The organism is Enterobacter sp. T1-1 (assembly GCF_000710795.1).
Lineage (GTDB): Bacteria > Pseudomonadota > Gammaproteobacteria > Enterobacterales > Enterobacteriaceae > Enterobacter > Enterobacter cloacae.
This window is the reverse complement of sequence record NZ_JALW01000012.1, coordinates 117,759-140,850: the sequence shown is the minus strand read 5'-3', so window position 1 is coordinate 140,850 and position 23,092 is coordinate 117,759. Positions and strand designations below refer to the sequence as shown.

General features: G+C 56.5%; 23 protein-coding genes. 10 read left to right on the top strand and 13 right to left on the bottom strand.

Annotation, left to right across the window (positions count from 1 at the left end; translation table 11 throughout):
- Nucleotides 1–64 precede the first annotated feature (64 nt).
- The 3 genes from AK59_RS0105775 to AK59_RS0105765 are packed head-to-tail and all read left to right on the top strand — an operon-like array spanning nt 65 to nt 1,775.
- Nucleotides 65–415: an ArsC family reductase gene (locus AK59_RS0105775; protein WP_029882268.1), complete on the top strand. Its 351-nt coding sequence runs from the start codon at nt 65–67 to the stop codon at nt 413–415.
- 10 nt (nt 416–425) lie between these two features.
- Nucleotides 426–1,553, top strand: a complete 1,128-nt coding sequence (gene dapE, locus AK59_RS0105770; protein ID WP_013098221.1) for a succinyl-diaminopimelate desuccinylase — start codon at nt 426–428, stop codon at nt 1,551–1,553.
- A gap of 24 nt (nt 1,554–1,577) precedes the next feature.
- Nucleotides 1,578–1,775: a YpfN family protein gene (locus AK59_RS0105765; RefSeq protein ID WP_013098222.1), complete on the top strand. Its 198-nt coding sequence runs from the start codon at nt 1,578–1,580 to the stop codon at nt 1,773–1,775.
- A 91-nt stretch (nt 1,776–1,866) separates the two neighbouring features.
- Here AK59_RS0105765 and ypfH read toward each other — a convergent pair whose 3' ends face one another.
- From ypfH to dapA, 6 genes are all read right to left on the bottom strand, one after another.
- Nucleotides 1,867–2,562 (bottom strand): esterase, encoded by a 696-nt coding sequence (gene ypfH / locus AK59_RS0105760; protein WP_013098223.1) that lies wholly within the window; start codon nt 2,560–2,562, stop codon nt 1,867–1,869.
- A gap of 73 nt (nt 2,563–2,635) precedes the next feature.
- Nucleotides 2,636–4,609 (bottom strand): tRNA(Met) cytidine acetyltransferase TmcA, encoded by a 1,974-nt coding sequence (locus AK59_RS0105755; protein WP_029882267.1) that lies wholly within the window; start codon nt 4,607–4,609, stop codon nt 2,636–2,638.
- The gene (gene ypfJ, locus AK59_RS0105750; RefSeq protein WP_029882266.1) at nt 4,609–5,478 is read right to left on the bottom strand and encodes a KPN_02809 family neutral zinc metallopeptidase; all 870 of its coding nucleotides are present in this window, start codon (nt 5,476–5,478) and stop codon (nt 4,609–4,611) included. Before ypfJ ends, AK59_RS0105755 begins: the two co-directional genes overlap by 1 nt.
- A 119-nt stretch (nt 5,479–5,597) precedes the next feature.
- Nucleotides 5,598–6,311, bottom strand: a complete 714-nt coding sequence (gene purC / locus AK59_RS0105745; protein WP_008501631.1) for a phosphoribosylaminoimidazolesuccinocarboxamide synthase — start codon at nt 6,309–6,311, stop codon at nt 5,598–5,600.
- Nucleotides 6,312–6,420: 109 nt separating this feature from the next.
- Entirely contained in the window at nt 6,421–7,455 is a 1,035-nt protein-coding gene (gene bamC, locus AK59_RS0105740) for an outer membrane protein assembly factor BamC (RefSeq protein WP_013098226.1), read from the bottom strand.
- Between the two features lie 16 nt (nt 7,456–7,471).
- Nucleotides 7,472–8,350, bottom strand: coding sequence for a 4-hydroxy-tetrahydrodipicolinate synthase (gene dapA, locus AK59_RS0105735; RefSeq protein WP_013098227.1), 879 nt, complete (start codon nt 8,348–8,350; stop codon nt 7,472–7,474).
- Nucleotides 8,351–8,495: 145 nt separating this feature from the next.
- On the opposite strand from dapA, the gene AK59_RS0105730 reads away from it, so the two are divergent.
- Together AK59_RS0105730 and bcp are read left to right on the top strand one after the other, a co-directional pair.
- Nucleotides 8,496–9,065 (top strand): glycine cleavage system transcriptional repressor, encoded by a 570-nt coding sequence (locus tag AK59_RS0105730; protein ID WP_013098228.1) that lies wholly within the window; start codon nt 8,496–8,498, stop codon nt 9,063–9,065.
- Complete coding sequence (gene bcp, locus AK59_RS0105725; protein WP_013098229.1) at nt 9,065–9,535, top strand: thioredoxin-dependent thiol peroxidase; 471 nt, start codon at nt 9,065–9,067, stop codon at nt 9,533–9,535. Before AK59_RS0105730 ends, bcp begins: the two co-directional genes overlap by 1 nt.
- 127 nt (nt 9,536–9,662) lie before the next feature.
- On the opposite strand, the gene AK59_RS0105720 is transcribed toward bcp, so the two are convergent.
- On the bottom strand, nt 9,663–10,727 hold the full coding sequence (locus tag AK59_RS0105720; RefSeq protein ID WP_013098230.1) for an AI-2E family transporter: 1,065 nt from the start codon (nt 10,725–10,727) through the stop codon (nt 9,663–9,665).
- 221 nt (nt 10,728–10,948) lie between these two features.
- Between AK59_RS0105720 and bepA the strand changes: the two genes are divergently transcribed.
- Nucleotides 10,949–12,412, top strand: coding sequence for a beta-barrel assembly-enhancing protease (gene bepA / locus AK59_RS0105715; protein WP_013098231.1), 1,464 nt, complete (start codon nt 10,949–10,951; stop codon nt 12,410–12,412).
- A 13-nt stretch (nt 12,413–12,425) separates the two neighbouring features.
- On the top strand, nt 12,426–12,782 hold the full coding sequence (gene arsC, locus AK59_RS0105710; RefSeq protein WP_013098232.1) for an arsenate reductase (glutaredoxin): 357 nt from the start codon (nt 12,426–12,428) through the stop codon (nt 12,780–12,782).
- Here the strand turns inward: arsC and AK59_RS0105705 are convergent.
- On the bottom strand, nt 12,779–13,603 hold the full coding sequence (locus AK59_RS0105705) for a hypothetical protein (protein ID WP_029882265.1): 825 nt from the start codon (nt 13,601–13,603) through the stop codon (nt 12,779–12,781). The two genes, arsC and AK59_RS0105705, sit on opposite strands and share 4 nt — an antisense overlap.
- A 147-nt stretch (nt 13,604–13,750) precedes the next feature.
- On the opposite strand from AK59_RS0105705, the gene celB reads away from it, so the two are divergent.
- The 3 genes from celB to AK59_RS0105690 are packed head-to-tail and all read left to right on the top strand — an operon-like array spanning nt 13,751 to nt 17,451.
- A complete protein-coding gene (gene celB, locus AK59_RS0105700; protein ID WP_023620393.1) occupies nt 13,751–15,070 on the top strand; it encodes a PTS cellobiose transporter subunit IIC in 1,320 nt (439 codons plus the stop codon).
- 3 nt (nt 15,071–15,073) lie between these two features.
- Entirely contained in the window at nt 15,074–16,027 is a 954-nt protein-coding gene (locus AK59_RS0105695; protein ID WP_023620392.1) for a N(4)-(beta-N-acetylglucosaminyl)-L-asparaginase, read from the top strand.
- 2 nt (nt 16,028–16,029) lie between these two features.
- Nucleotides 16,030–17,451, top strand: coding sequence for a leucyl aminopeptidase family protein (locus AK59_RS0105690; RefSeq protein ID WP_029882264.1), 1,422 nt, complete (start codon nt 16,030–16,032; stop codon nt 17,449–17,451).
- A gap of 77 nt (nt 17,452–17,528) precedes the next feature.
- On the opposite strand, the gene AK59_RS0105685 is transcribed toward AK59_RS0105690, so the two are convergent.
- The 5 genes from AK59_RS0105685 to bglK form a co-directional block, all read right to left on the bottom strand.
- Entirely contained in the window at nt 17,529–18,230 is a 702-nt protein-coding gene (locus tag AK59_RS0105685; protein WP_211944493.1) for a DnaA inactivator Hda, read from the bottom strand.
- Nucleotides 18,231–18,325: 95 nt separating this feature from the next.
- On the bottom strand, nt 18,326–19,615 hold the full coding sequence (gene uraA, locus AK59_RS0105680) for a uracil permease (protein WP_013098238.1): 1,290 nt from the start codon (nt 19,613–19,615) through the stop codon (nt 18,326–18,328).
- 86 nt (nt 19,616–19,701) lie between these two features.
- The gene (upp, locus tag AK59_RS0105675) at nt 19,702–20,328 is read right to left on the bottom strand and encodes a uracil phosphoribosyltransferase (protein ID WP_003860560.1); all 627 of its coding nucleotides are present in this window, start codon (nt 20,326–20,328) and stop codon (nt 19,702–19,704) included.
- Between the two features lie 228 nt (nt 20,329–20,556).
- Entirely contained in the window at nt 20,557–21,987 is a 1,431-nt protein-coding gene (locus AK59_RS0105670; protein WP_029882263.1) for a 6-phospho-beta-glucosidase, read from the bottom strand.
- A gap of 10 nt (nt 21,988–21,997) precedes the next feature.
- Entirely contained in the window at nt 21,998–22,891 is an 894-nt protein-coding gene (bglK, locus tag AK59_RS0105665) for a beta-glucoside kinase BglK (protein WP_029882262.1), read from the bottom strand.
- Between the last annotated feature and the right edge of the window lie 201 nt (nt 22,892–23,092).

Genomic DNA, 23,092 nt, shown 5'->3' with positions numbered 1-23,092 from the left:
CGTTTAAGGATATATCTTCGAATTTACTGAACATTTAATGGTCATAAGAACAAAAGGATTCAACATGGTTGTCATGTACGGCATTAAAAATTGTGACACGATCAAAAAAGCCCGTCGCTGGCTCGAAGCTAACAACGTCGAGTACCACTTCCACGATTACCGTGCCGATGGGCTTGATGCAGAATTTCTGCATACCGCCATTAACGAACTGGGGTGGGACGCGCTGCTGAACACCCGCGGCACGACCTGGCGCAAGCTGGACGAATCACTGCGTGCCAGCATCAAGGATGCCAACAGCGCAGCAAATCTGATGCTTGAAATGCCAGCAATCATCAAACGCCCATTGCTCTGCGCGCCCGGGCAGCCTATGCTGCTGGGTTTCAGTGAAACCCTTTATTCCGACTTTTTTCGTTGAGGTGTAGTTTATGTCATGCCCGGTCATTGAGCTGACTCAGCAGCTTATTCGCCGTCCTTCCCTTAGCCCGGACGACGCAGGTTGTCAGGCATTAATGATTGAGCGCCTGCGTGCCATCGGTTTTACCGTGGAGCGGATGGATTTTGGCGACACCCAGAATTTCTGGGCGTGGCGTGGCCAGGGTGAAACGCTGGCCTTTGCCGGGCATACCGACGTGGTTCCCGCAGGTGATGCGGACCGCTGGATCAACCCTCCGTTTGAACCAACCATCCGCGATGGCATGCTGTTTGGCCGCGGCGCCGCAGACATGAAAGGCTCCCTGGCGGCAATGGTTGTGGCGGCTGAGCGCTTTGTCGCCCAGCACCCGAACCATAAAAACCGTCTCGCGTTTCTCATTACCTCTGATGAAGAAGCCAGCGCCCATAACGGCACCGTCAAGGTGGTTGAGGCCCTGATGGCCCGCAACGAGCGTCTGGACTACTGTCTGGTCGGCGAGCCGTCCAGCACCGAGGTGGTGGGCGATGTGGTGAAAAATGGCCGCCGCGGTTCGTTAACCTGTAACCTGACCATTCACGGCGTACAGGGACACGTGGCGTACCCGCATCTGGCCGATAACCCAGTTCACCGCGCAGCGCCAATGCTGAGTGAACTGGTAAGCATTGAGTGGGACAAAGGCAATGAGTTCTTCCCGCCAACCAGCATGCAGATTGCGAACGTGAAGGCCGGAACCGGCAGCAACAACGTGATCCCGGGCGATTGTTTCGTTCAGTTTAACTTCCGTTTCAGCACGGAACTGACCGATGAGATGATCAAAGCGCGCGTTATCGCCCTGCTGGAAAAATATCAACTGCGTTACACCGTGGACTGGTGGCTTTCCGGCCAGCCGTTCCTGACACAGCGTGGCAAACTGGTGGATGCGGTGGTGAACGCCATCGAGCACTATAATGAAATTAAGCCACAACTGCTGACGACGGGTGGCACCTCAGACGGACGCTTTATCGCCCGCATGGGAGCTCAGGTTGTCGAACTGGGGCCAGTGAACGCGACCATTCATAAAATCAATGAGTGTGTAAATGCCGCGGATTTACAACTGCTGGCCCGTATGTATCAACGTATTATGGAGCAAATCGTCGCCTGACGAGCGCTCTGAGAGGAATAGCGAATGGATTGGCTTGCAAAGTACTGGTGGATTCTGGTGTTAGTGTTTCTGGTAGGCGTATTGCTTAACGTGATTAAAGATCTTAAGCGCGTTGACCATAAAAAATTCCTCGCCAACAAGCCGGATCTTCCGCCTCATCGTGATTTTAACGATAAGTGGGATGACGACGACGACTGGCCGAAGAAAGACCAGAAGAAGTAATCCCCTCACCCCCAGCCCCTCTCCCCAGAGGGGCGAGGGGTGCCATGTTCCCTCTCCCCTTAGGGGAGAGGGTTAGGGTGAGGGGAAATAATCACATAAACTCAACAATATCATCATCGTCCGGCTTACCGCCGCTGAGCGCTTCATCAAAGTAGTGCTTCGGTACGGTATAGCGCAGATGGTCGAGCGCAAACTGCATGCTGCGATCGTCAATCGCGTGGCCGAGATCGTCAACGATATCCAGCGTCACATCCCCGCCTTCCCGGATCAGGGCTTCCTGGGCAGCTACGGCATGCGAAAGCTCAATCACCCGGTCTTCGCCACCGTGGATCAAGTGGATCGTTGTCTGCGTGGTCGCGCTCGTCGGTAGCGTCGCGAAACGGCCGTTAAAGGCAATCACGCGCGAAGCCAGACCCGGCTCTGCTTTCACGCTCTCCAGAGACATAATTGACCCCTGTGAAAAGCCAATCAGCGCGGTCGCGTCGGCACCGACGCCGCTCTGCTGCTGCCAGTAACGCACGGTTTCGATAAAGACCGGCATAATGGCATCAATACGCGCCTGACGGTTCTCTTCCGTCACGCCCTGAACGGAGAACCACTGCCGTCCGTCAGGGCCACACGGCTCCACGCCGCCGATACTGACAATCAGCGCCTCAGGAAAAACAGGTGCAAACCAGCGACCAATCTCTCCCATATTGACGGCGTTATCGCCAACGCCATGAAACAGCAACAGTAACTGTTTAGCCGGTTTGTCGGGGCTTTGAACAACAAAATGATCGTGTTTCATGGCGGTCTCCTTAATTGATGACCTGGATTCTACGCCTTGCGGGGGGAATGACCATGCCACTTTACTGAAGAAGTCATTGAAAAAATTGCCATTGCAAAATGTCGCTTTTGAGCTGCTGACTGCGCGCTTTATCAAGACATTCAAGGGCCTGCGCCGTTTCAGCGCGTAATCTTGCCAGCACCGCTTTTCGCCCGGTGAGCGACAGTTCAGCACTGAGCGCAGCGTCCTCTCTTCGTGCCTCAATTTTACCGCGCAGGGCCGGAAGCGGCAGATCGACGGCGAGCAGCAAACGCGTCAATGCGGCAACGGACGTAGCAAAGGGCCGGTGTGCAAAGGCAAAGCCTGCCAGCTCCAGCCAGTCGTCACTATTAAGGGTAGCTTCCCACTCATCTGCCACCGGGATCTTTTCGCCATTCCACAATGATAAGACACGCGCATCGCGATGCAGGCGCAGCCGGGCCTGTTCACACAGACGATGCCCCGCCTCACTTTGCGGCAATAATGCCATTGCGGTATAGCAGCCGCTGCTGGCTTCGCGGTGGCTGCCTATCCGTACCAGCTCAAAGCCGCACTGCTGCCAGAAATGCCACAGCGCGTCGGTAAAGCCAAAGCTCACCGAGAGATAATCCTCCCCGCAGGCCTCGCGGATGAGCGCCCGGCCGATCCCTTCCCGTTGCCGGTGAGGGTGAACAGCGATGCGCGTGATCCGTCGACCTTTCAGCGTTGCTGCCAGAGGCGTGCCACCATGCGCGGCCAGAGACTGCGCGACAAGATTGCCGCGAGGTCGACGAAAACCCGCCCATACTGCGCGACTTAGCGCCGGGCTTAACCCGCCTTCGTCTACCAGCCACAGCGCGCCCGCAATGACCGGGTCCGTTTGCGCGACGGCAACGTGCTGACCGGGGGCGTCCATCATACGGCGCAGATCCAGCGGCGAGGTACGGTAATGGGCCGCACAAAGCAGCTCGTAGACACTCGCGGCGAGTGCAGGCGTGTGCTCCCATGCGTCGGGGGCCAGAGAGGTCAGTTGCACCTCTCCTTTCGGCTGCTGGTCGATGAGCGTGTCGTCAAACAGCAGTGCGCTGGCGACTACCCGCTCAAGCGGACATCCCGCAGTCCAGCGAACGGGGGTGGATAAGGTATAACTCTGCAGGGCGCTGAACTGCGCGCAGAATTTAAGCAAAAACCCTCTTCCGGTTCCTTCATACCCTTGTACCGTCGTGGTTAACAGTACCCGTGGAAAGCGCGCAACCAGCTTCTCCAGCACAGGGCCGGGTATGGCCGCCGCCTCATCGACAATCAGCCAGTCGGCATGGTGTGAGGAGGCCAGCAGCGCATCCGGTGCCATAAAGTGAAAATGTTCACCCGCAAACCGTGCGATGACCTCCGTTGCTCCCTTTGCCGGTGCGGTGACAACTGCTCTGCCCTCAATGCTGTTCAGCAGCATGCCGGCAAGCGCCGACTTTCCCCGCCCGCGCGGGGCGGTAACGGCCGCAACGCCTTTCGGCATTGCACGAAGTGCCTGCAGGATCTCCGCCTGCTCGCGCTGGGGTGCACCGTTAGCGGGTTGCCAGTCAGGAGCATCAGGAAACGGAGGAAGGGTTAACGGCTGGTTTTGCTGCCAGACGATTGCATCGGGGTCGCGGGTAATCGTCTGACAAAAGTGGCGAATGAAATTCGGCGTGGGAATGGGTTCCGCGCTGTCGCTCCAGCGCAGGGAATCACTGTCGGGCGTGTCTGCCCACACCGCAAGCGGGGGAGCCAACAGCACCAGCAGGCTCCCGGCACGCAGCGTTCCGCTCAGGGCGGCAAAGGCTGAGACATCAAACCCGGCGCGGGCATCAAAAACAGCATGCCAGAACTCGCGCCCCAGCAGCCCGCTTATCTCCCGGGAAGGGTTTTCATCCAGCCACACCCAATCCCCGGAAAGCGTATCACGCAGCGCCCCGGCCTGCGCCAGGGACCACTGCGCATCACCGCTGAGCACCACCAGCCGACGCTGGCCGGTGCGCTCAAGCTGGCTAATCAGTTGGTCAAACGCCACCATTACATGGCTTTACCGAAGGTATTGCACTGCGCCGGGTCACCGCTGTCAAAACCGCGTTTAAACCAGGTGTAACGTTGTTCTGACGTCCCGTGAGTGAAGCTGTCCGGCACAACCCGGCCCTGGCTCTGCTGCTGGAGACGGTCGTCACCAATGGCCTCTGCGGCATTTAACGCCTCTTCCAGGTCGCCAGATTCCAGCACGCCCTGCTTCTGCATGCTGTTACCCCAGACGCCCGCGAAGCAGTCCGCCTGCAGCTCCATACGCACGGAAAGGCGATTGACCTCTGCCTGCGAGGCGTTTTGCTGAAGCTGACGAACCTTAGGCTCAATGCCCAGCAATTTTTGCACGTGATGCCCCACTTCATGCGCAATCACGTAGCCCTGAGCAAAATCACCGTCGGCACCGAGTTTGCGTTTCATGTCATCATAAAAAGAGAGATCGATATAGACGGTGCTGTCTGCCGGACAGTAGAACGGCCCCATCACCGACTGTCCGGTGCCGCAGCCAGTGCGGGTCGCACCACGGTACATCACCAGCTTCGGCTGCTGGTAGCTGCGCCCCATTTTCTCAAACTGCTGGCTCCACGTGTCTTCAGTGGTCGCGAGAATAACGGAGGTAAATTTGGCCGCTTCATCTTCATTTGGGTTGATGGAGCGCTGAGATTGCTGCTGTTGCTGCAGCGGCTGACCGGTCATTAACCCGGTGAGATCGACCCCGTAGTAACCCGCAACCAGCACCACAATCAGCAGAATGATTCCGCCTTTTCCGCTGGGTAAACGGAAGCCGGGGCCACCCATGGAAGGGCCGCCACCGCTATCACCACGTCTGTCTTCTACATTGTCACTTTCACGACGCCCTTGCCAGCGCATAACTACCTCGAACTATTCCATTAATAATAGCTATGATCGTAGGCGGTTAACGGCAAGATTACCATAGGAAACAAAGGTAAGACGCCAAAGGATATGAACATCCTTTGGCGATGAGGGAGTTAGTCGAGCTTAACGCCTAAACGGTGAGCCACTGCTTCGTACGCTTCAATCAGGCCACCCAGGCTCTGACGGAAACGGTCTTTATCCATTTTATCCAGCGTTTCTTTGTCCCACAGACGGCTGCCGTCCGGTGAGAACTCGTCACCGAGTACCACTTCGCCTTTGAACAGACCGAACTCCAGCTTGAAGTCGACGAGGATCAGGCCAGCATCATCAAACAGTTTTTTCAGCACGTCGTTGGCTTTGTAGGTCAGCTCTTTCATGCGCGCCAGGTTCTCTTTGTTCACCCAGCCGAAGGTTTCGCAGTAGGAGTCATTGACCATCGGATCGTGCATGGCGTCGTTTTTCAGGAACAGATCGAACAGCGGTGGATTCAGCTCGATGCCTTCCTCAATGCCCAGACGCTTCACCAGGGAGCCCGCGGCACGGTTACGAATGACGCACTCAACCGGAACCATATCCAGTTTTTTCACCAGACATTCCGTATCGGACAGCAACGCTTCCATCTGAGTCGGGATACCCGCTTCGGCCAGTTTGGTCATAATGAAGTGGTTGAACTTGTTGTTCACCATGCCTTTACGATCGAACTGCTCAATGCGTGCGCCATCCCCTGCTGACGTATCATTGCGGAACTCGAGCACCAACAGATCCGGGTTTTCCGTGCTGTATACGGTCTTCGCTTTGCCACGATACAACTCAGCTTGCTTCTGCATCTTGATTACTCCTGGTGTGATGATTTGTGTTCAAAACTGGGCATATTATGCCACGCACACGTTTGCGTAGCACGAAAATAAAAAGGGCTGGATTCACCAGCCCTCGTATTTATTTGCTGAATGCAGCCTGGAAGACCGCGACCAGCGCATCGTTCTGCGACTGGGTCAGCGTGTGACCTTTCGGATCGATAAACTGCAGGCTACTGCGGTTATCAAGGTCGCCTACCTGAATCTTGTAGTCGCCGGAAGCGAGCTGTGGATCGCGTGCGCCCAGCTCCTGCCATGCGCTGTCGGACAGCGGCTTATACGTTGCGGTTATGCTTCCGGTTGAACGCGTGCTGTCGGTCACCTTCATGCCCACTTTCTCCAGCGTCGCTGGCAGGCGCTGCCAGGTCTGGTTGAATGGCGCACGAACAACCAGCATTGGCAGGCCGGTATCATCCGCGCCGCTCTGGACATCAAACGTCATGCCGTTGCGGTTCTGTGAGGCGTTAGCCGCGTCTGTGGCGTTCTTATCCAGACCCGCAGCAATCACGTTCAGCATTTCAGTGCTGTAACGCTGCATAGAGGCAGCATCCGCCACCGGTTTACCCGCCTGCTCCAGGTTCAACAGCTTAACGGTAACCGCCTGCTGATAGCCCTGCGGTTTAACGGAGACTTGATAACGACCACGGTACTGCTGGTCTTCATCCAGACGGTTCCACTCGATCCAGTCGGTGGTTAACGTCTGGCTGGCGTCATCACGCTTGTCAATCGTGTAGTTCTTCGACTGAATGACGCTCACCACCTGTGGCCACAGCGTGCTGCCACGTGCGCTTTCCACCATCAGAGACGCGGTATCACCGGTAAACTGGGTGCGCGCCCCGCTCACCAGCGCCAGAGGCTGTGCTGGTGGACGAATATCAAGCGCTTTGCCCACCGGGCCGCTGCCGTTGGTCACGGGGATATTATAATCGCCGTTCTGAATCGGCAGGATCATGCCAGCCGGTGCATGAAGTTCAGCAAGCGGGGTCGCATCCAGATAGGATTCATCACCGCTCACCTGGCGCTTGTAGCGCGAGTCTGAACTACAGGCAGCGAGCAGCATAACAAGCGAAACACTCGCAACCTTCGCCAGGCGCGACTTCTGTACTGAATAAGCCATCAAATCTCCCTAAACTTTACAGCAAACCGGCATGCTTCAGCGCTGCAGTGACGATTTCACGACCGTGGTCGGTAATCGGTGTCATTGGCAGACGCAGCGTATCGGTTGCTACAAGTCCCAACTCCTTACATGCCCATTTCACCGGGATCGGATTGGGTTCGACAAATAATTTATTGTGCAACGGCATCAGACGTTTATTAATGAGACGGGCTTCATCAAAGTGACCTGCCGCCGCCAGCTTGCACATTTCCGCCATATCGCGGGCCGCAACGTTCGACGTTACGGAGATCACGCCATGACCACCGAGCTGCATGAAGTCCAGCGCGGTCGCATCGTCACCGCTCAACAGGATAAAGTCGTCTGAAACCAGCTCTTTGATCTGATGAACGCGGCTTAAGTTCCCTGTCGCCTCTTTAATCCCGATAATATTTTTTACTTTCGAGAGACGACCAACGGTTTCCGGCAGCATATCGCAGCCAGTACGGGACGGCACATTATACAGAATTTGTGGCAAGTCAGTATGTTCAGCGATGGCTTTGAAATGCTGGAACAAACCTTCCTGAGTAGGACGGTTGTAGTAAGGGGTGACCGTGAGACAGCCAACAACGCCGCTGTCGTTAAAACGTTGGGTCAGGCTGATCGCTTCTGCGGTTGCATTCGCGCCCGTTCCCGCGATGACCGGAATACGTCCGTCAGCCAGTTCGAGGGTCAACATCACCACATCGCCGTGCTCTTCGTGGCTCAGCGTTGCAGATTCACCGGTAGTCCCTACCGAAACGATCGCCGAGGTTCCATTGGCGACATGGTAATCAATCAGCTTCTTCATGCTTGACCGGCAGACATTACCTTTTTCATCCATCGGTGTTACAAGCGCGACAATACTTCCCGTGAACATGAGCCATCCTCTGTGCGAACAAGAGCCTCAATGGTACGTTTGGAACTGTAATAAAAGCAAGCGACCTGAGGCCCTCAGGCGGTTGTATGCATGTTTTTTTTATGCTTTCCTTAGGAAGACTTAACCAAGCAAAGGAAGAACAGGTTTGACAACCTCATCACAACATTACCTGGTTATCACTGCGCTGGGTGCTGACAGGCCGGGTATCGTGAACACCATTACCCGCCACGTGAGCAGCTGCGGCTGTAATATCGAGGACAGCCGTCTGGCGATGCTGGGCGAAGAGTTCACGTTTATTATGCTGCTGTCCGGGACATGGAACGCCATCACGCTTATCGAATCTACCCTGCCGCTGAAAGGCGCGGAGCTGGATTTGCTGATCGTGATGAAACGCACCAATGCGCGTCCGCGTCCGGCCATGCCTGCCACCGTCTGGGTACAGGTTGAAGTTCCTGATTCCCCTCATCTGATCGAGCGTTTTACCGCGCTGTTTGACAGCCATCAGATGAACATTGCCGAGCTGGTTTCCCGCACACAACCGGCTGATGAGAGTGCCGTTCCTACCCTCTTTATTCAAATCACCGCCCACAGTCCTGCATCACAGGATGCGTCAAATATCGAGCAAGCGTTCAAAGCCCTCTGTACAGAATTACACGCGCAAGGCAGTATAAGCGTCGTAAATTATTCGCAGCATGAACAGGATGGAGTTGAGTAATGAACCCACTGAAAGCCGGTGACATCGCACCGAAATTTAGCTTACCGGATCAGGATGGTGAGCAAGTAAATTTGACCGACTTCCAGGGACAGCGTGTTCTGGTCTATTTCTACCCGAAAGCCATGACCCCGGGCTGCACCGTGCAGGCCTGCGGCTTACGCGACAACATGGACGAGTTGAAAAAAGCCGGCGTGGAAGTGCTGGGCATCAGCACTGATAAGCCAGAAAAGCTGTCACGATTTGCTGAAAAAGAGCTGCTGAACTTCACGCTGCTTTCCGACGAAGATCATCAGGTCTGTGAGCAGTTCGGCGTCTGGGGCGAGAAGACGTTTATGGGCAAAACCTATGACGGCATTCACCGCATCAGCTTCCTGATTGACGCTGACGGTAAAGTGGAACATGTCTTTGACGACTTCAAAACCAGCAACCACCACGACGTGGTGCTGAACTGGCTGAAACAAAGTGCCTGAAAGTGAGTGTCGGGTGGCGGCTTCGCCTTACCCGACCTACAAGATAAATGCAAAACGGCAACCTGGTTGCCGTTTTTAGTGTTTTCCCCCTCTCCCCGTGGGAGAAGGGCATCAGGCCGCACAAAAACTACTTCTCCTCCACCGCTGGCACATCCGGCCATGCATGGACGACGGCTTTAATCAGCGTCGCCAGCGGAATGGCAAAGAACACGCCCCAGAATCCCCACAGCCCGCCGAAAATCACCACCGATAAGATAATCACCAGCGGATGCAGATTCACTGCTTCTGAGAACAGTACCGGCACCAGCAGGTTGCCATCCAGGGCCTGAATAATCAGGTACACCGCGAAGCAGCTCCAGAACTCGGTGCCCAGGCCAAACTGGAACAGCGCGACCCCAACAACCGGAATGGTGACCACAAATGCGCCAATATACGGAATAAGGACCGACAGCCCCACCAGCACCGCCAGCAGCAGCGAGTAGTTAAGCCCGAAGATCAGGAAGCCAATCCACGTCGCGACCCCAACCACAATCATCTCCAGCACCTTGCCGCGAATGTAGTTGGTGATCTGCTGGTTCATCTCTTCCCACACCTGCCCGGCCAGCCCGCGATTACGCGGCAGAATACGCCGCACGGCGTTGAGCATCTGATCTTTGTCCTTCACCAGGAAGAACACCATCAACGGTACCAGCACCAGGTAGACGGCGAGCGTAAGGAGCCCAACCAGCGACGCCAGGGAGTATTTCACCACCGAATCGCCCATGGTCATGATGCGGGCGCGCATGTTTTCGGCCATCGCATCGATGATCCCCGCGTCCATCAGCGCCGGATAACGACGCGGCAGCGTGGCGGCAAAATCAGAAAGCTTATTTAACATGCCGGGCATATCGCGGATCAGGTTGATCCCCTGCTGCCAGGCGACGGGCATGACCACAAACGCCATCAACAGCAGAATGCCAACAAACAGCACCAGCACGATGCTGGTCGCCCAGCGTCGGGAGCAGCCGATATTCTCCAGCCGCGCGGTTGGCCACTCCAGCAGATAGGCCAGCACAATCGCCACCAGCAGTGGTGCCAGAAGGCCGCTGAAGAAGAACAGAATACCGAACCCGGCAACCAGAATAACCAGCAAAGCAATGGCTTCCGGGTCGCTAAACCGGCGCCGGTACCACTGCATTAACATTTCGAGCATACAACCCTTCCCTGAATCGAATGACGGGAGTCAGAAGGTGAATTGTATCTAACTGTCACAAAAAAGACTTTCGCTTTTTGTATTGCTGTCACAATCCGCAAAAGCCTGATGAATGGGATTTTCTTCATGCCACAACACGGCTACACTCGCAGGGCTGTGGAGATGAACGATATGCGGGTTCATCGGTCAAATTAGCACATCCAAAATACAGGACAGTGGTTATGTTCAGGCAGTTGAAAAAAACAGTGGTTGCGACACTGATTGCCGCCGTAACGGTCGGTCAGGTGTTGCCAGCTTTTGCTGATTCGTCCGATTCATTGCCGGACATGGGCACCACAGCAGGAAGCACGCTCTCCATTGGTCAGGAGATGCAGATGGGTGATTACTATGTTCGCCAGCTGCGCGGCAGTGCTCCGCTGATCAATGACCCATTGCTGGTGCAGTACATTAATGGTCTGGGGATGCGCCTGGTCGCGCACGCCAACTCGGTAAAAACCCCCTTCCACTTCTATTTAATCAATAACGACGAAATCAACGCCTTCGCCTTCTTTGGCGGTAACGTGGTGCTGCATTCGGCGTTATTCCGTTATTCCGATAACGAAAGCCAGCTGGCGTCGGTCATGGCGCACGAAATTTCCCACGTGACCCAGCGCCATCTGGCCCGTGCGATGGAAGACCAGAAACGCAACGCGCCCCTGACCTGGGTGGGTGCGCTGGGCTCTATTTTGCTGGCGATGGCCAGTCCGCAGGCCGGGATGGCCGCATTAACCGGCACGCTGGCAGGCACGCGCCAGGGGATGATCAGTTTCACCCAGCAAAACGAACAGGAAGCGGACCGCATTGGCATCCAGGTGTTGCAGCGCTCGGGCTTTGACCCACAGGCCATGCCCAGCTTCCTGGAAAAACTGCTCGATCAGGCACGCTACTCGTCACGTCCACCCGAAATTCTGCTCACCCACCCGTTACCGGAAAGCCGTCTGTCCGATGCGCGTAACCGTGCCAATCAGATGCGTCCGGTGGTGGTGCAATCCTCACAGGATTTCTACATGGCGAAAGTGAGAACGCTGGGCATGTACAATTCCGGGCGCAACCAGCTCACCAGCGACCTGCTGGATGCCCTGGCAAAAGGCAACGTGCGCGAGAAGAACGCGGCGCAATACGGTCGTGCCCTGCAGGCGATGGAAGCCAGCAAATACGACGAAGCGCGAAAAACGCTGCAACCGTTGCTGGCCGCCGACCCGAATAACCCGTGGTATCTCGACCTCTCCACGGATATCGACCTGGGGCAGAAGAGACCTGCCGATGCGATTAACCGCCTGAAAGGTGCCAAAGAGGTGCGGACCAACCCGGTGCTGCAGCTTAACCTGGCGAACGCTTATCTGCAGGGCGGCCAGCCGGGTGAAGCGGCCACCATTCTGAACCGCTACACCTTCGACAATAAAGACGATCAAAACGGCTGGGATCTGCTCGCTCAGGCAGAAGCCCAGCTGGGCAACCGCGATCAGGAGCTGGCGGCACGTGCCGAAGGGTTTGCCCTGGTGGGGCGTCTGGATCAGGCCATTTCGATGCTCAGCAGCGCCAGTTCGCAGGTCAAACTTGGCAGCCTGCAACAGGCCCGTTACGATGCGCGTATCGATCAGCTGCGCGCGCTACAGCAGCGCTTCAAGCCGTACGAAAAGATGTAAAAAGGAAGAAAATATGACTGACGCGGTAAAAATCTACCATAACCCTCGCTGCTCCAAGAGCCGCGACACCCTCAGCCTGCTGAAATCCAACGGCGTAGAGCCTGAGGTGGTGCTGTATCTGGAGACACCACCAGACGCGCAGACAATCCGCCAGCTCCTGCATATGCTGGGTATGGGCAGTGCACGTGAGTTGATGCGCCAGAAAGAGGATCTCTATAAGTCACTTAACCTGGACGACCCGCGTCTCACTGAAGCTGAGCTCGTGCAGGCGATGGTTGACAATCCGAAGCTCATTGAACGCCCAATTGTGGTGGCAAACGGCAAGGCGCGCATTGGGCGTCCGCCGGAAGATGTGCTCGACATTCTTTAAGCCTCGCGCCGCAGCCCTTCCAGAAAGGCCTGCGGCGTACTTTCCCCCAGTTTTTTCTGCGCTTTACCCCGGTTGTAAAACTCGCACAAGGTCATCAATAGCGCCCCCGCCGGTTCCACATTCACCCGCGGAATAATATCGCGTAAGGGCACCATCACCTGAAGTGCACTGCAGGTACGTTGATGTGCCTTAACCGCAATGTCGTTAACAGCCAGCGTCGCCTCAAAACCAAAAGTCTCAACAGATTGTATAGCAGCCGGACACGCCGCCAGCACCTCCTGCGTCCAGGTATTCAGTCGTTGAGGCGACAGTCCCGCATAAAGCCGGGCATAGCACCAGCCACTCACCGGCTCTCGCGCCCAAAGCAGATGCTGCTCCCCGCCGTCGTCCATATGCAGCGACAAAGGCAAATGGTGCAGTTCCAGCGTATGGGGCGTAACACCCGCTTTCAGCGCCTTTTTCCCCTGCAAGGGGGCCCCTTTTTGCTTTGCAGCGGCCGGTTTGAGATAGCGGTTCAGGGTGGCGCGGGAAACAGCGATCCCCAGGACGTCGTTGACCATAAGCAGCAGGTCGTCCAACGGTGCGCCCAGGATGTCACGCAGGGCATTCACCAGCGCAACCTGCTCTTGTCTCATTGCTTTGTGTATCACTTTTGGCGTCGTATGGTTATCCGACACCTGGTCGCGATTGCGCCAGCGTCTGACGGTAGTGACCGAAATCCCCAGCTCTACGGCCAGCTCTCTGTCGCTCTTCTCAGACTGTTGAAGATAACGGCGGATGCGCGGCGTCGTGGTCGCATTGGCGTGCAGTTTGATTTCCATCGCAACAAACTCCAGAACTAATCTTATGAGATTTATAATACACCAGCGATTGCTTTGTGACCGATTTCACCTTTCGCTCGCCGCGCTTCACTGATAATCCCCAGAGATAACATAAACAACACCTCTCAATCTTGTACGGAGTTCACAATGAACAATGTTCTGGGATTTCTTGAAGCAAAACTGATGCCGCTGGCGGCCAAAACGGCCCAGCAGCGTCATCTTGGTGCCATTCGCGGTGCCTACGTTTCATTCATGCCGTTTATCATCGTCGGCTCCATCCTGCTGGTGATCTCCTCCTTTCCCAATCAAACCTATCAGCAGTTTATGTCTCAGGCGTTTGGGGAAAGCTGGAGCGCGATTATCGAAATCCCGTTCAACGCGGTGTTCTCGACCATGTCGCTGTTTATCAGCTTCCTGGTCGCCTATCGCCTGGCTGAACACTATGGCGAAGACCGTATCTCCTGCGGCATTCTGGCGCTGGTCGCCTTTCTGATCCTGACCCCTTTTATCAAAGTGGCGGAACAGGGTGGCATCACCGTCATGCCGGTAGAGTGGATTGGCAGTAAAGGGTTATTCGTGGCGATGATTGGCTCTCTGCTTTGGACGGAGCTGTTCTGCTGGCTGAAGCGCAAAAAACTGGTTATCAGAATGCCGGATGGCGTGCCGCCTGCGGTGCAGGAGTCGTTCGCGGCGCTGATCCCTGCCCTCTTGGTGATGATCCTGGTGCTGATGATCCGCATCGGCTTTGAAAACACCCATTACAACACCATCCATCAGTTTATTTACGAGGTAGTAGCAACCCCGGTTCGCCACTACGGCACTTCCTATTTTGGCGCGCTGATGACCGTATTCAGCATCACCATTCTGTGGTCAGTGGGCATTAACTCCGGTTCGATGATCAACGGCATTATTCGCCCGCTGTGGATGGAGAACCAGACCGATAACATCGCCGCCATTCAGGCCGGCGCTACCCCACCGCACATTATCACCGAACAGTTTTTTGACATGATCTGGATGGGCGGCGCAGGGGCCACGCTGTCGCTGGTGATTGCGATGCTGATTTTCGCCCGCAGTAAAAACATGCGCGAAGTGGCACGCCTGGGCGCGGGGGCCTCGGTGTTTAACATCAACGAGCCGATTCTGTTCGGCCTGCCGGTGATCATGAACCCGATCATGCTCATTCCGTTCAATCTGGTGCCGCTGGTGCTGGTCACCGTGCAGTACGTGGCAATGAAAATTGGTGCGGTCGCCGTCACCACCGGGGTGTTTATCCCCTGGACGCTGCCGCCTGTTATCAGCGGTTTTATCGTCACCGGGCATCTCAGCGGCAGCATCATGCAGCTTATCAACCTGCTGATTGGCGCCATGCTGTATCTGCCATTCATGCGTATCGTGGATAAACAGTACCGCGCCGCGGAGATTGCCACCGTGACGCAAACCGACACCACCCTTGCAAAACAGGAGTAAAGCATGTGGGGAATTATCGCCACCTGGCGAATGGCGCTTGAAGGCGTCACCGAGTCGGCCTCTGCGCTGGCAGCAGGGAAACCGGTGGCTGCCGCGGTCGTGGATGCCGTTGCCGCCGTCGAGGACTTCCCGTTCTATAAATCGGTCGGCTACGGCGGGCTACCAACCGAAAATGGCGAGGTGGAACTGGACGCCGCCTACATGGACGGCGACACGCTGGCGTTTGGCGCTGTGGGAAATCTGGTGGATATCGCCAACCCGGTACGCGTGGCGCAGGCGTTAAGCCGCCAGCGCTATAACAGCCTGCTGGTCGGTCAGGGCGCACGCGAGTGGGCATTGAGCCAGGGTTTTGCCGACAAAACGATGCTCACCGACCGGGCCATGCAGCACTACCGCAAGCGCTGCCGGGAGACGCTGGATAAAGGCTTAAGCCCCTACGATGGCCATGACACGGTCGGGATTATCGGTCTCGACAAACAGGGATCCATGAGCGTGGCGACCTCCACCAGCGGCCTGTTTATGAAAAAGCGCGGCCGACTTGGCGATTCGCCGATCATCGGCTCCGGCTTCTACTGCGACAGTGAAACCGGCGCCGCCACCGCCACGGGCGTGGGCGAAGATCTGATGAAAGGCTGCACCAGCTACGAAATTGTTCGCCGCATGGCGCAGGGGATGTCTCCGCAGCAGGCGGCAGATTCCGTGGTGTTCGAGCTGGAAGACAGGCTGATGTCGCGCTTTGGCCGCGCGGGGGATCTCTCCGTGGTATGCATGAATAACAAAGGTGAATTTGGCGCCGCCACCAACATTAAAACGTTCTCCTTTGTGGTGGCGACGGCACGCCAGCCGCTGACCGTGTTTCGCGCCGAACGCCTGCGGGAAAAAACGCACTATCAGGCGGTGGATGATGAATGGATGCAGGCCTATGCCGCACGGATCCGCGCACCGATTGAGGAGTAATGATGATGACGTATCAGCTGATAACCGCCCTTTCTGACGTAAAACCACACGGCCACCTCATCGCCCGCAGCACGTCTACGCTGTTGCCGGACACGCCACTGATTGCGGAAATGCGCGGGCAAGATGCCGTTGCCGACACCCGTTTTGGCTGTGCGCCTTTTGCGCGCATCACGCTGGTGCCGGATGCTCTCTGGCAGGATAGCCTTACCGAAGGATTGCTTACGGCAATCCGTCCGCTGCTGGCCACGCCCGTCAGCACCGACGTGGTCCTGGATGTCACCCACATTGACGACGTTGTGCTGCAACAGGTCCTGCGTTTTCTTTTTAATCAGTCGCACAGGCTTAGCGATCTGCAGCTGAAGAAAGCGGACGATGTCACTTTGCGCGTTGAGCACGTTACCGCCCTCTGCCTGCCAGAACAGCAGGCGCGGCTGGACGTTATCTTCCGCCAGCAGCACGCCACTAGCCGTGGGATGGTCGCCGCACGCCGTCTGGCCGATATCCCCTCCAACCGCTGCACGCCGCAGTTTATGGTGCAGGAGGCGCAGACGCTGTGCGCGGCCTTCCCTGCCCTGCGCTGTGAAGTGCTGGATGAAAAGCAGATCGTTGAGCAGGGTCTGGGGCTGCTTCACGCCGTTGGCAAAGGCGCCTCCTGCCCGCCACGACTGCTGGCTATTCACTATGACGGTGTTTCTGACGGCCCGGTGCGCTGCTATGTTGGTAAAGGCATTACCTTCGATACCGGCGGCCTGTGGCTCAAGGATGGCGCGGGCATGTACACCATGAAATATGACATGTGCGGGGCAGCGAACGTGCTGGGGCTGATGCTGACCGTTGCAGAGCTGGCGCTCCCCGTGCGCCTCATGGGCGTGCTGGCGCTGGCAGAAAACGCCATCGGCCCGGACGCCATGCAGCCTGGCACGGTAGCCAGAGCCTGCAACGGCACCACGGTTGAAATCAACAATACCGATGCCGAAGGCCGACTGGTGCTGGCAGACGCTATCGCCTGGGCCAGCCAGCGCCATCCGCAGGCGCGCTACATTATCGATATGGCAACGCTGACGGGTGCGGTGGTCAAAGCGCTGGGATATGAGCTGAGCGGGTTGATGACCCAGGACGAGCCACTGCGCCAGGCGCTGACGCAGGCAGGAAAACAGAGCGGAGATGAAGTGTGGTCCCTGCCGCTGGATGCGCGGCTGAAAAAGCAGACCGACAGCGCCATCGCCGATCTGTGCAATACGCCGCCCAACAATGCGGCGATCAGTGCCTCGGCGGCGTGGCTGCTGCATCACTTCTGCCCGCCGACAATCCCGTGGGCGCATCTGGATATTAGCGGTACGGCGCTGTGGCGTGAGGGTGGCAGAAGCGTGGCCTCAGGGAGGCCGATTCCGCTGCTGGTGGAGCACCTGATGGGAGATCTCTAGCCGGGTGGCGGCTACGCCTTACCCGGCCTACTCGATCCCGTAGGTCCGGTAAGCGCAGCGCCACCGGGCAAAAAAACTCAAAGCTTCAGAATATCTTTCACAAACGGAATGGTGAGCTTGCGCTGGGCGGTAATGGAGGCGCGATCGAGCTGATCGAGCGTATCAAACAGCGTGCGCATTTCCCTGTCCAGACGCTTGAGCAGGAAGCGCCCTACGTCTTCCGGCAGTTCAAATCCGCGCAGTCTGGCGCGCAGCTGAAGCGCCTGGAGTTTGTCTTCATCTGACAGCGGTTGCAGTTTGTAGATTTGCCCCCAGTCGAGTCGGGAGGCCAGATCCGGCAGCCCCAGATTCAGCTGGCGCGGAGGACGATCGCCGGTGATCAGCAGCCGGGTTTTGCCCGACTCCAGGATACGGTTATAGAGGTTAAAGATCGCCATTTCCCACGGCTCATCCCCCGCCACGCATTCGATATTATCGATGCAGACCAGGGAGAGATGTTCCATTCCCTCCAGCACGTCAGGCACAAACCAGGTACGTTTATCCAGCGGTACATAACCTACCGCATCCCCCCGCGCTGAAAGCTCAGCACAGGCGGCATGCAACAGGTGACTGCGTCCCGCGCCTTCGCGTGACCAGATATAGATGTATCCGCTGTGATCCTGGCGCAGCACGTTCTGCAGTGCAGCCAGTAAAGAGGGGTTATCACCCGGCCAGAAACTCGCGAAAGTTTCGTCGTCAGGGAGATAGAGTGGCAGAGAGAGCTGTGCCGGTCCGTTCAGAAGTACCTCAACCAGATCTTACATAAAATCGGAACGGAGTTTAGCACGGAACCTGCCAGGAGAGAACCGGGCGGATCGTCCACCCGGTTTTACGATCAGTGTGACGCTTTTTCGCTTTCGTCAGCGTCCAGCACCACCTCTTCAGGGCGGATCACGGAAATCAGCTTGAAAATCAGGCTCAGGCCCACACCAACGATGGTCGCCAGCGCCATGCCTTTCAGCTCGGCCGCGCCGATGTGTACCTTCGCGCCGCTCACGCCGATGATCAGGATAACGGAAGTCAGGATCAGGTTCTGCGCTTTGCTGTAGTCCACTTTGGACTCAATCAGCACGCGAATACCGGATGCGCCAATTACGCCGTACAGCAGCAGAGACACGCCGCCCATCACCGGAACCGGGATGATCTGGATCGCTGCCGCCAGTTTACCCACGCAGGAGAGCAGGATTGCGATGATTGCCGCGCCGCCGATAACCCAGGTGCTGTAAACGCGGGTGATCGCCATGACGCCAATATTCTCACCGTAGGTGGTGTTTGGCGTGGAGCCAAAGAAACCGGAGATGATCGTCGAGAAGCCGTTTGCAAACATCGAACGGTGCAGACCCGGGTCGCGGATCAGGTCACGTTTAACGATGTTCGCCGTCACCACAAGGTGGCCAACGTGTTCAGCAATAACCACCAGCGCGGCAGGCAGAATAGTGAAGATAGCAAACCATTCAAAGCGTGGCGTATAGAAGGTTGGCAGGGCAAACCAGTGCGCCTGAGCAATTGGCGTGGTATCGACAACACCCATCACGAAGGAGAGTGCATAACCCGCCAGCACGCCGATCAGGATCGGGATAATCGCCATAAAACCGCGGAACAGCACGGAGCCAAATACCGTCACACCCAGCGTCACCAGTGAGATGATGATGGTTTTAGAGTCCGGCGACTGCCCATCAGCAGGCAGCAGGCCAGCCATATTCGCCGCCACGCCTGCCAGCTCCAGACCGATGACGGCAACGATGGCCCCCATCGCCGCCGGTGGGAACATCACGTCCAGCCAGCCGGTACCGGCCTTCTTCACAATGAAAGAGACCAGGCAGAACAACACACCGCACATGATAAAACCGCCCAGCGCCACTTCATACCCCAGGGGCAGCAGCAGCAACACCGGCGAGATAAAGGCAAAGCTCGACCCCAGATACGCCGGGATTTTACCTTTACAGATAAAGAGATACAGCAGCGTCCCGATACCATTGAACAACAGCACGGTAGCCGGGTTAATGTGAAACAGGATTGGCACCAGCACGGTTGCGCCAAACATAGCGAACAGGTGCTGCAAACTAAGCGGGATAGTCTGTAAAAGCGGCGGTCTTTCACTCACCCCGATAGCACGGCGCGTCATAGTGTTTTCCTCTGAGATGGTTAGTTATGTGTGTTTTATTCAAAAAAAAGCCGACTTTCAAAGTCGGCTTATTTATCGTTATTCGATTATTTCGTACCAAAGATCTTATCGCCGGCATCGCCCAGCCCCGGGATAATGTACCCGTGCTCGTTGAGCCCCTGGTCGACAGACGCGGTGTACAGCTCCACATCCGGGTGTGCTTTTTCCAGCGCCGCGATCCCTTCCGGTGCCGCAACCAGCACCAGCACTTTGATGCTGCTGCAGCCTGCTTTCTTCAGCAGGTCGATGGTGGCAATCATTGAGCCGCCGGTCGCCAGCATCGGGTCAACCACCAGCGCCATACGCTCGTCGATGTTAGACACCAGCTTCTGGAAGTACGGAACCGGCTCCAGGGTTTCTTCATTACGGTAGATCCCCACCACGCTGATACGCGCGCTCGGTACGTGCTCCAGCACGCCTTCCATCATGCCAAGACCAGCACGCAGGATTGGCACCACGGTAATTTTCTTACCTTTGATCTGCTCAACCTGCACCGGGCCGTTCCAGCCTTCGATGGTCACTTTTTCCGTTTCGAGGTCAGAGGTCGCTTCGTAGGTCAGCAGGCTGCCGACTTCAGATGCCAGTTCGCGAAAACGCTTCGTGCTGATGTCATGCTCACGCATCAGGCCCAACTTGTGTTTAACGAGTGGGTGTTTCACTTCCACAATCTTCATTCTCTTTCTCCTCTGAGGTGGCGTCCGCAAAAAAATCGCGGGATTATACCGCTTTTTTCGGATTAGGCCATACCCATCTTGCTTGACGTATATCAAGCAAAGTGATTTAGAGACAAAAAAAACCGGAGGCGAGACTCCGGCTTGGGTGCGGGGTTCTGCCCGGTGGCGCTGCGCTTACGCGGGCCTACGTGTAGTGTAGGTCGGGTAAGCGTAAGCGCCACCCGACAATTACAGGTTGTCGCCGTTGCTCGCAATCACCTGCTTATACCAGTCAAACGACTTTTTCTTGCTGCGGTTCAGCGTGCCGTTCCCTTCGTTGTCTTTATCAACAAAGATAAACCCGTAGCGTTTCTTCATCTCACCGGTGCCGGCAGAAACGAGATCGATACAGCCCCACGGGGTGTAGCCCATCAGATCCACGCCATCTTCCACCACCGCTTTTTTCATCTCGCGGATGTGCGCCGAGAGATAATCAATGCGGTACTGGTCGTTCACCGTGCCGTCACTCTCCTGCATATCAATCGCGCCGAAGCCGTTCTCAACGATGAACAGCGGCAGCTGGTAGTGATCCCAGAACCAGTTCAGGGAGTAGCGCAGGCCAACCGGGTCAATCTGCCAACCCCAGTCAGATTTCTGCACGTACGGGTTGGAGACCAGACTCTTGCTTTCATCGTAATCCAGTTCCGGGTTATCCGCCGTCGCTTTGGTGGCGAAGGACATGTAATAGCTAAAGCCGATGTAATCCACGCAGCCCTGCGTGAGTGCCGCTTTGTCTTCTTCGGTAATGTCCAGCGCGAAACCACGACGCGCAAAGTAGTTAAGCAGATGCTGCGGATACTTGCCGCGCACGTGAACGTCGGTGAACCAGTAGCGACGATGCATCGCGTTCATCGCCATCATGATGTCGTCAGGCGCGCAGGTCAGCGGATAAATGGGGCACATGGCAATCATGCAGCCGATCTGCAGGGAAGGATTAATCTCGCGCCCGGCTTTTACCGCCAGCGCGCTGGCCACCAGCTCATAGTGCGCGGCCTGGAACATCACTGGCTCACGGTCTTCACCCGGCGCATACTTCAGCCCGGAGTTGGTAAACGGCGCAAAATCTTCGTGGAAGTTAGCCTGGTTGTTGATCTCGTTAAAGGTCATCCAGTACTTCACCTTATGCTGATAGCGCTGGAAGACCGCTTTTGCGAAGCGGACAAAGAAGTCGATCAACTTACGGTTGCGCCAGCCGCCGTACTCGGTGACCAGATGATACGGCATCTCAAAATGCGACAGGGTGATAACCGGTTCGATGCCGTATTTGAGGCATTCATCGAAAAGGTCATCGTAGAATTGAAGGCCCGCTTCGTTCGGCTCCAGCTCATCCCCTTTCGGGAAAATACGCGTCCAGGCAATGGAGGTACGGAAGCATTTGAACCCCATCTCCGCAAAGAGTTTGATGTCTTCTTTATAGCGATGGTAAAAATCGATGGCTTCGTGGTTCGGGTAGTTTTTGCCTGGCAGCACGCCGTCGGTGATTTCACGCGGCACGCCGTGGGCGCCAGCGGTCATGACATCGGCGACGCTTACGCCTTTACCGCCCTCTTTCCAGCCACCTTCCAGCTGGTGCGCGGCCACCGCGCCGCCCCACAGAAAACCTTCTTTAAATCCTGACATACTCTTTCCCTCATTCGATGTTGCTGATTGCTGACGGATACTGCTGTCTGAAGTGGTAAACCGCGCCGACAAGACCGGCCCGGTTGCCGTGGCTGACGACATCGGCGATATCTGCGATGCCAAACCACGCAAGATGGGTGCGAAGCAGATCCATAAACCCGGGCCGCTCCGCGATACCGCCGCCAATGAAGATGGTCTGCGGGTCGAACACATTCGCCAGGTTGTAGAGCCCTGTCGCAATGCCGTTAAGAAAATCATCCACCAGGCGGCGGCATACGGTGTCGCCTGCGTCATAGCCATCAAAAATGGCCTCGCCGGTGACGCTCTCAAGCGTCAGACCGTGAAAATCGGCATAGCGCTTGCGAAGCGTGCGTAACGTACAGTTTTCATTCATGGAGTGGCGGGCAACACGTCTTGAGTCTGCCCTTTCCGTGAGCATGTAGCCGAACTCTCCGGCGCGAAAACGCGCCCCGTGAACCAGCCTGCCGTTGCAGAAAATCGCTCCGCCGATCCCGGTGCCGATGGTCAGTACCAGAAAGTTATCGATATCCTTCGCCTTGCCCTGCCAGCGCTCCGCCAGCAGCACGCAGTTAGCGTCATTCTCGACGGTGACCGGTAAACCCGTTTTCGCCTCAAGCCAGCCTTTCATTGCGAACTGGTCGAAGCGGCGAATGGCCCCGCCCATCTCAATAAAGCCGGTATGCGGATTAACATACCCCGGCGCGCTGATGGCGATCCCCTTAAGCCCGGGATGGGCCGTTACCCAGTTCAGCATCTGCGCAAGAATAACGTCACCGTCGCTGTTCCTGATGGCGGCCTTATCCGTTTGCAGTAGCTCTCCCTGCGCTGTCGCGATGCCCATTTTTAACGCGGTGCCACCGATATCAAATGCGGCGATGTTCATGGCCTTCATTCCTCCTAAATGAAACTGAAACCGGTTTCATTTCATGATGTTCATTCCCTAAACCGCATGCAAGCAGATCGCCGAAACCGGTTTCATTTTCGTGAACGGAGTCAAGTTTGCGCGCCGCCGGGGGCGGAGCAGAAAAAAAGATCCTCGCGCCGAGAATAGGCTCGCAAACGTTTGCCTGGACTGTTAGAATTG

Coding starts and splice junctions, on each gene's coding strand:
- AK59_RS0105695 (WP_023620392.1), top strand. CDS start 15,074: ATGTGGGGAATTATCGCCACCTGGCGAATGGCGCTTGAAGGCGTCACC.
- upp (WP_003860560.1), bottom strand. CDS start 20,328: ATGAAGATTGTGGAAGTGAAACACCCACTCGTTAAACACAAGTTGGGC.
- bcp (WP_013098229.1), top strand. CDS start 9,065: ATGAACCCACTGAAAGCCGGTGACATCGCACCGAAATTTAGCTTACCG.
- dapA (WP_013098227.1), bottom strand. CDS start 8,350: ATGTTCACGGGAAGTATTGTCGCGCTTGTAACACCGATGGATGAAAAA.
- AK59_RS0105690 (WP_029882264.1), top strand. CDS start 16,030: ATGATGACGTATCAGCTGATAACCGCCCTTTCTGACGTAAAACCACAC.
- AK59_RS0105775 (WP_029882268.1), top strand. CDS start 65: ATGGTTGTCATGTACGGCATTAAAAATTGTGACACGATCAAAAAAGCC.
- ypfH (WP_013098223.1), bottom strand. CDS start 2,562: ATGAAACACGATCATTTTGTTGTTCAAAGCCCCGACAAACCGGCTAAA.
- AK59_RS0105670 (WP_029882263.1), bottom strand. CDS start 21,987: ATGTCAGGATTTAAAGAAGGTTTTCTGTGGGGCGGCGCGGTGGCCGCG.
- purC (WP_008501631.1), bottom strand. CDS start 6,311: ATGCAGAAGCAAGCTGAGTTGTATCGTGGCAAAGCGAAGACCGTATAC.
- AK59_RS0105765 (WP_013098222.1), top strand. CDS start 1,578: ATGGATTGGCTTGCAAAGTACTGGTGGATTCTGGTGTTAGTGTTTCTG.
- uraA (WP_013098238.1), bottom strand. CDS start 19,615: ATGACGCGCCGTGCTATCGGGGTGAGTGAAAGACCGCCGCTTTTACAG.
- dapE (WP_013098221.1), top strand. CDS start 426: ATGTCATGCCCGGTCATTGAGCTGACTCAGCAGCTTATTCGCCGTCCT.
- ypfJ (WP_029882266.1), bottom strand. CDS start 5,478: ATGCGCTGGCAAGGGCGTCGTGAAAGTGACAATGTAGAAGACAGACGT.
- bepA (WP_013098231.1), top strand. CDS start 10,949: ATGTTCAGGCAGTTGAAAAAAACAGTGGTTGCGACACTGATTGCCGCC.
- AK59_RS0105705 (WP_029882265.1), bottom strand. CDS start 13,603: ATGGAAATCAAACTGCACGCCAATGCGACCACGACGCCGCGCATCCGC.
- celB (WP_023620393.1), top strand. CDS start 13,751: ATGAACAATGTTCTGGGATTTCTTGAAGCAAAACTGATGCCGCTGGCG.
- bamC (WP_013098226.1), bottom strand. CDS start 7,455: ATGGCTTATTCAGTACAGAAGTCGCGCCTGGCGAAGGTTGCGAGTGTT.
- AK59_RS0105720 (WP_013098230.1), bottom strand. CDS start 10,727: ATGCTCGAAATGTTAATGCAGTGGTACCGGCGCCGGTTTAGCGACCCG.
- AK59_RS0105755 (WP_029882267.1), bottom strand. CDS start 4,609: ATGGTGGCGTTTGACCAACTGATTAGCCAGCTTGAGCGCACCGGCCAG.
- arsC (WP_013098232.1), top strand. CDS start 12,426: ATGACTGACGCGGTAAAAATCTACCATAACCCTCGCTGCTCCAAGAGC.
- bglK (WP_029882262.1), bottom strand. CDS start 22,891: ATGAACATCGCCGCATTTGATATCGGTGGCACCGCGTTAAAAATGGGC.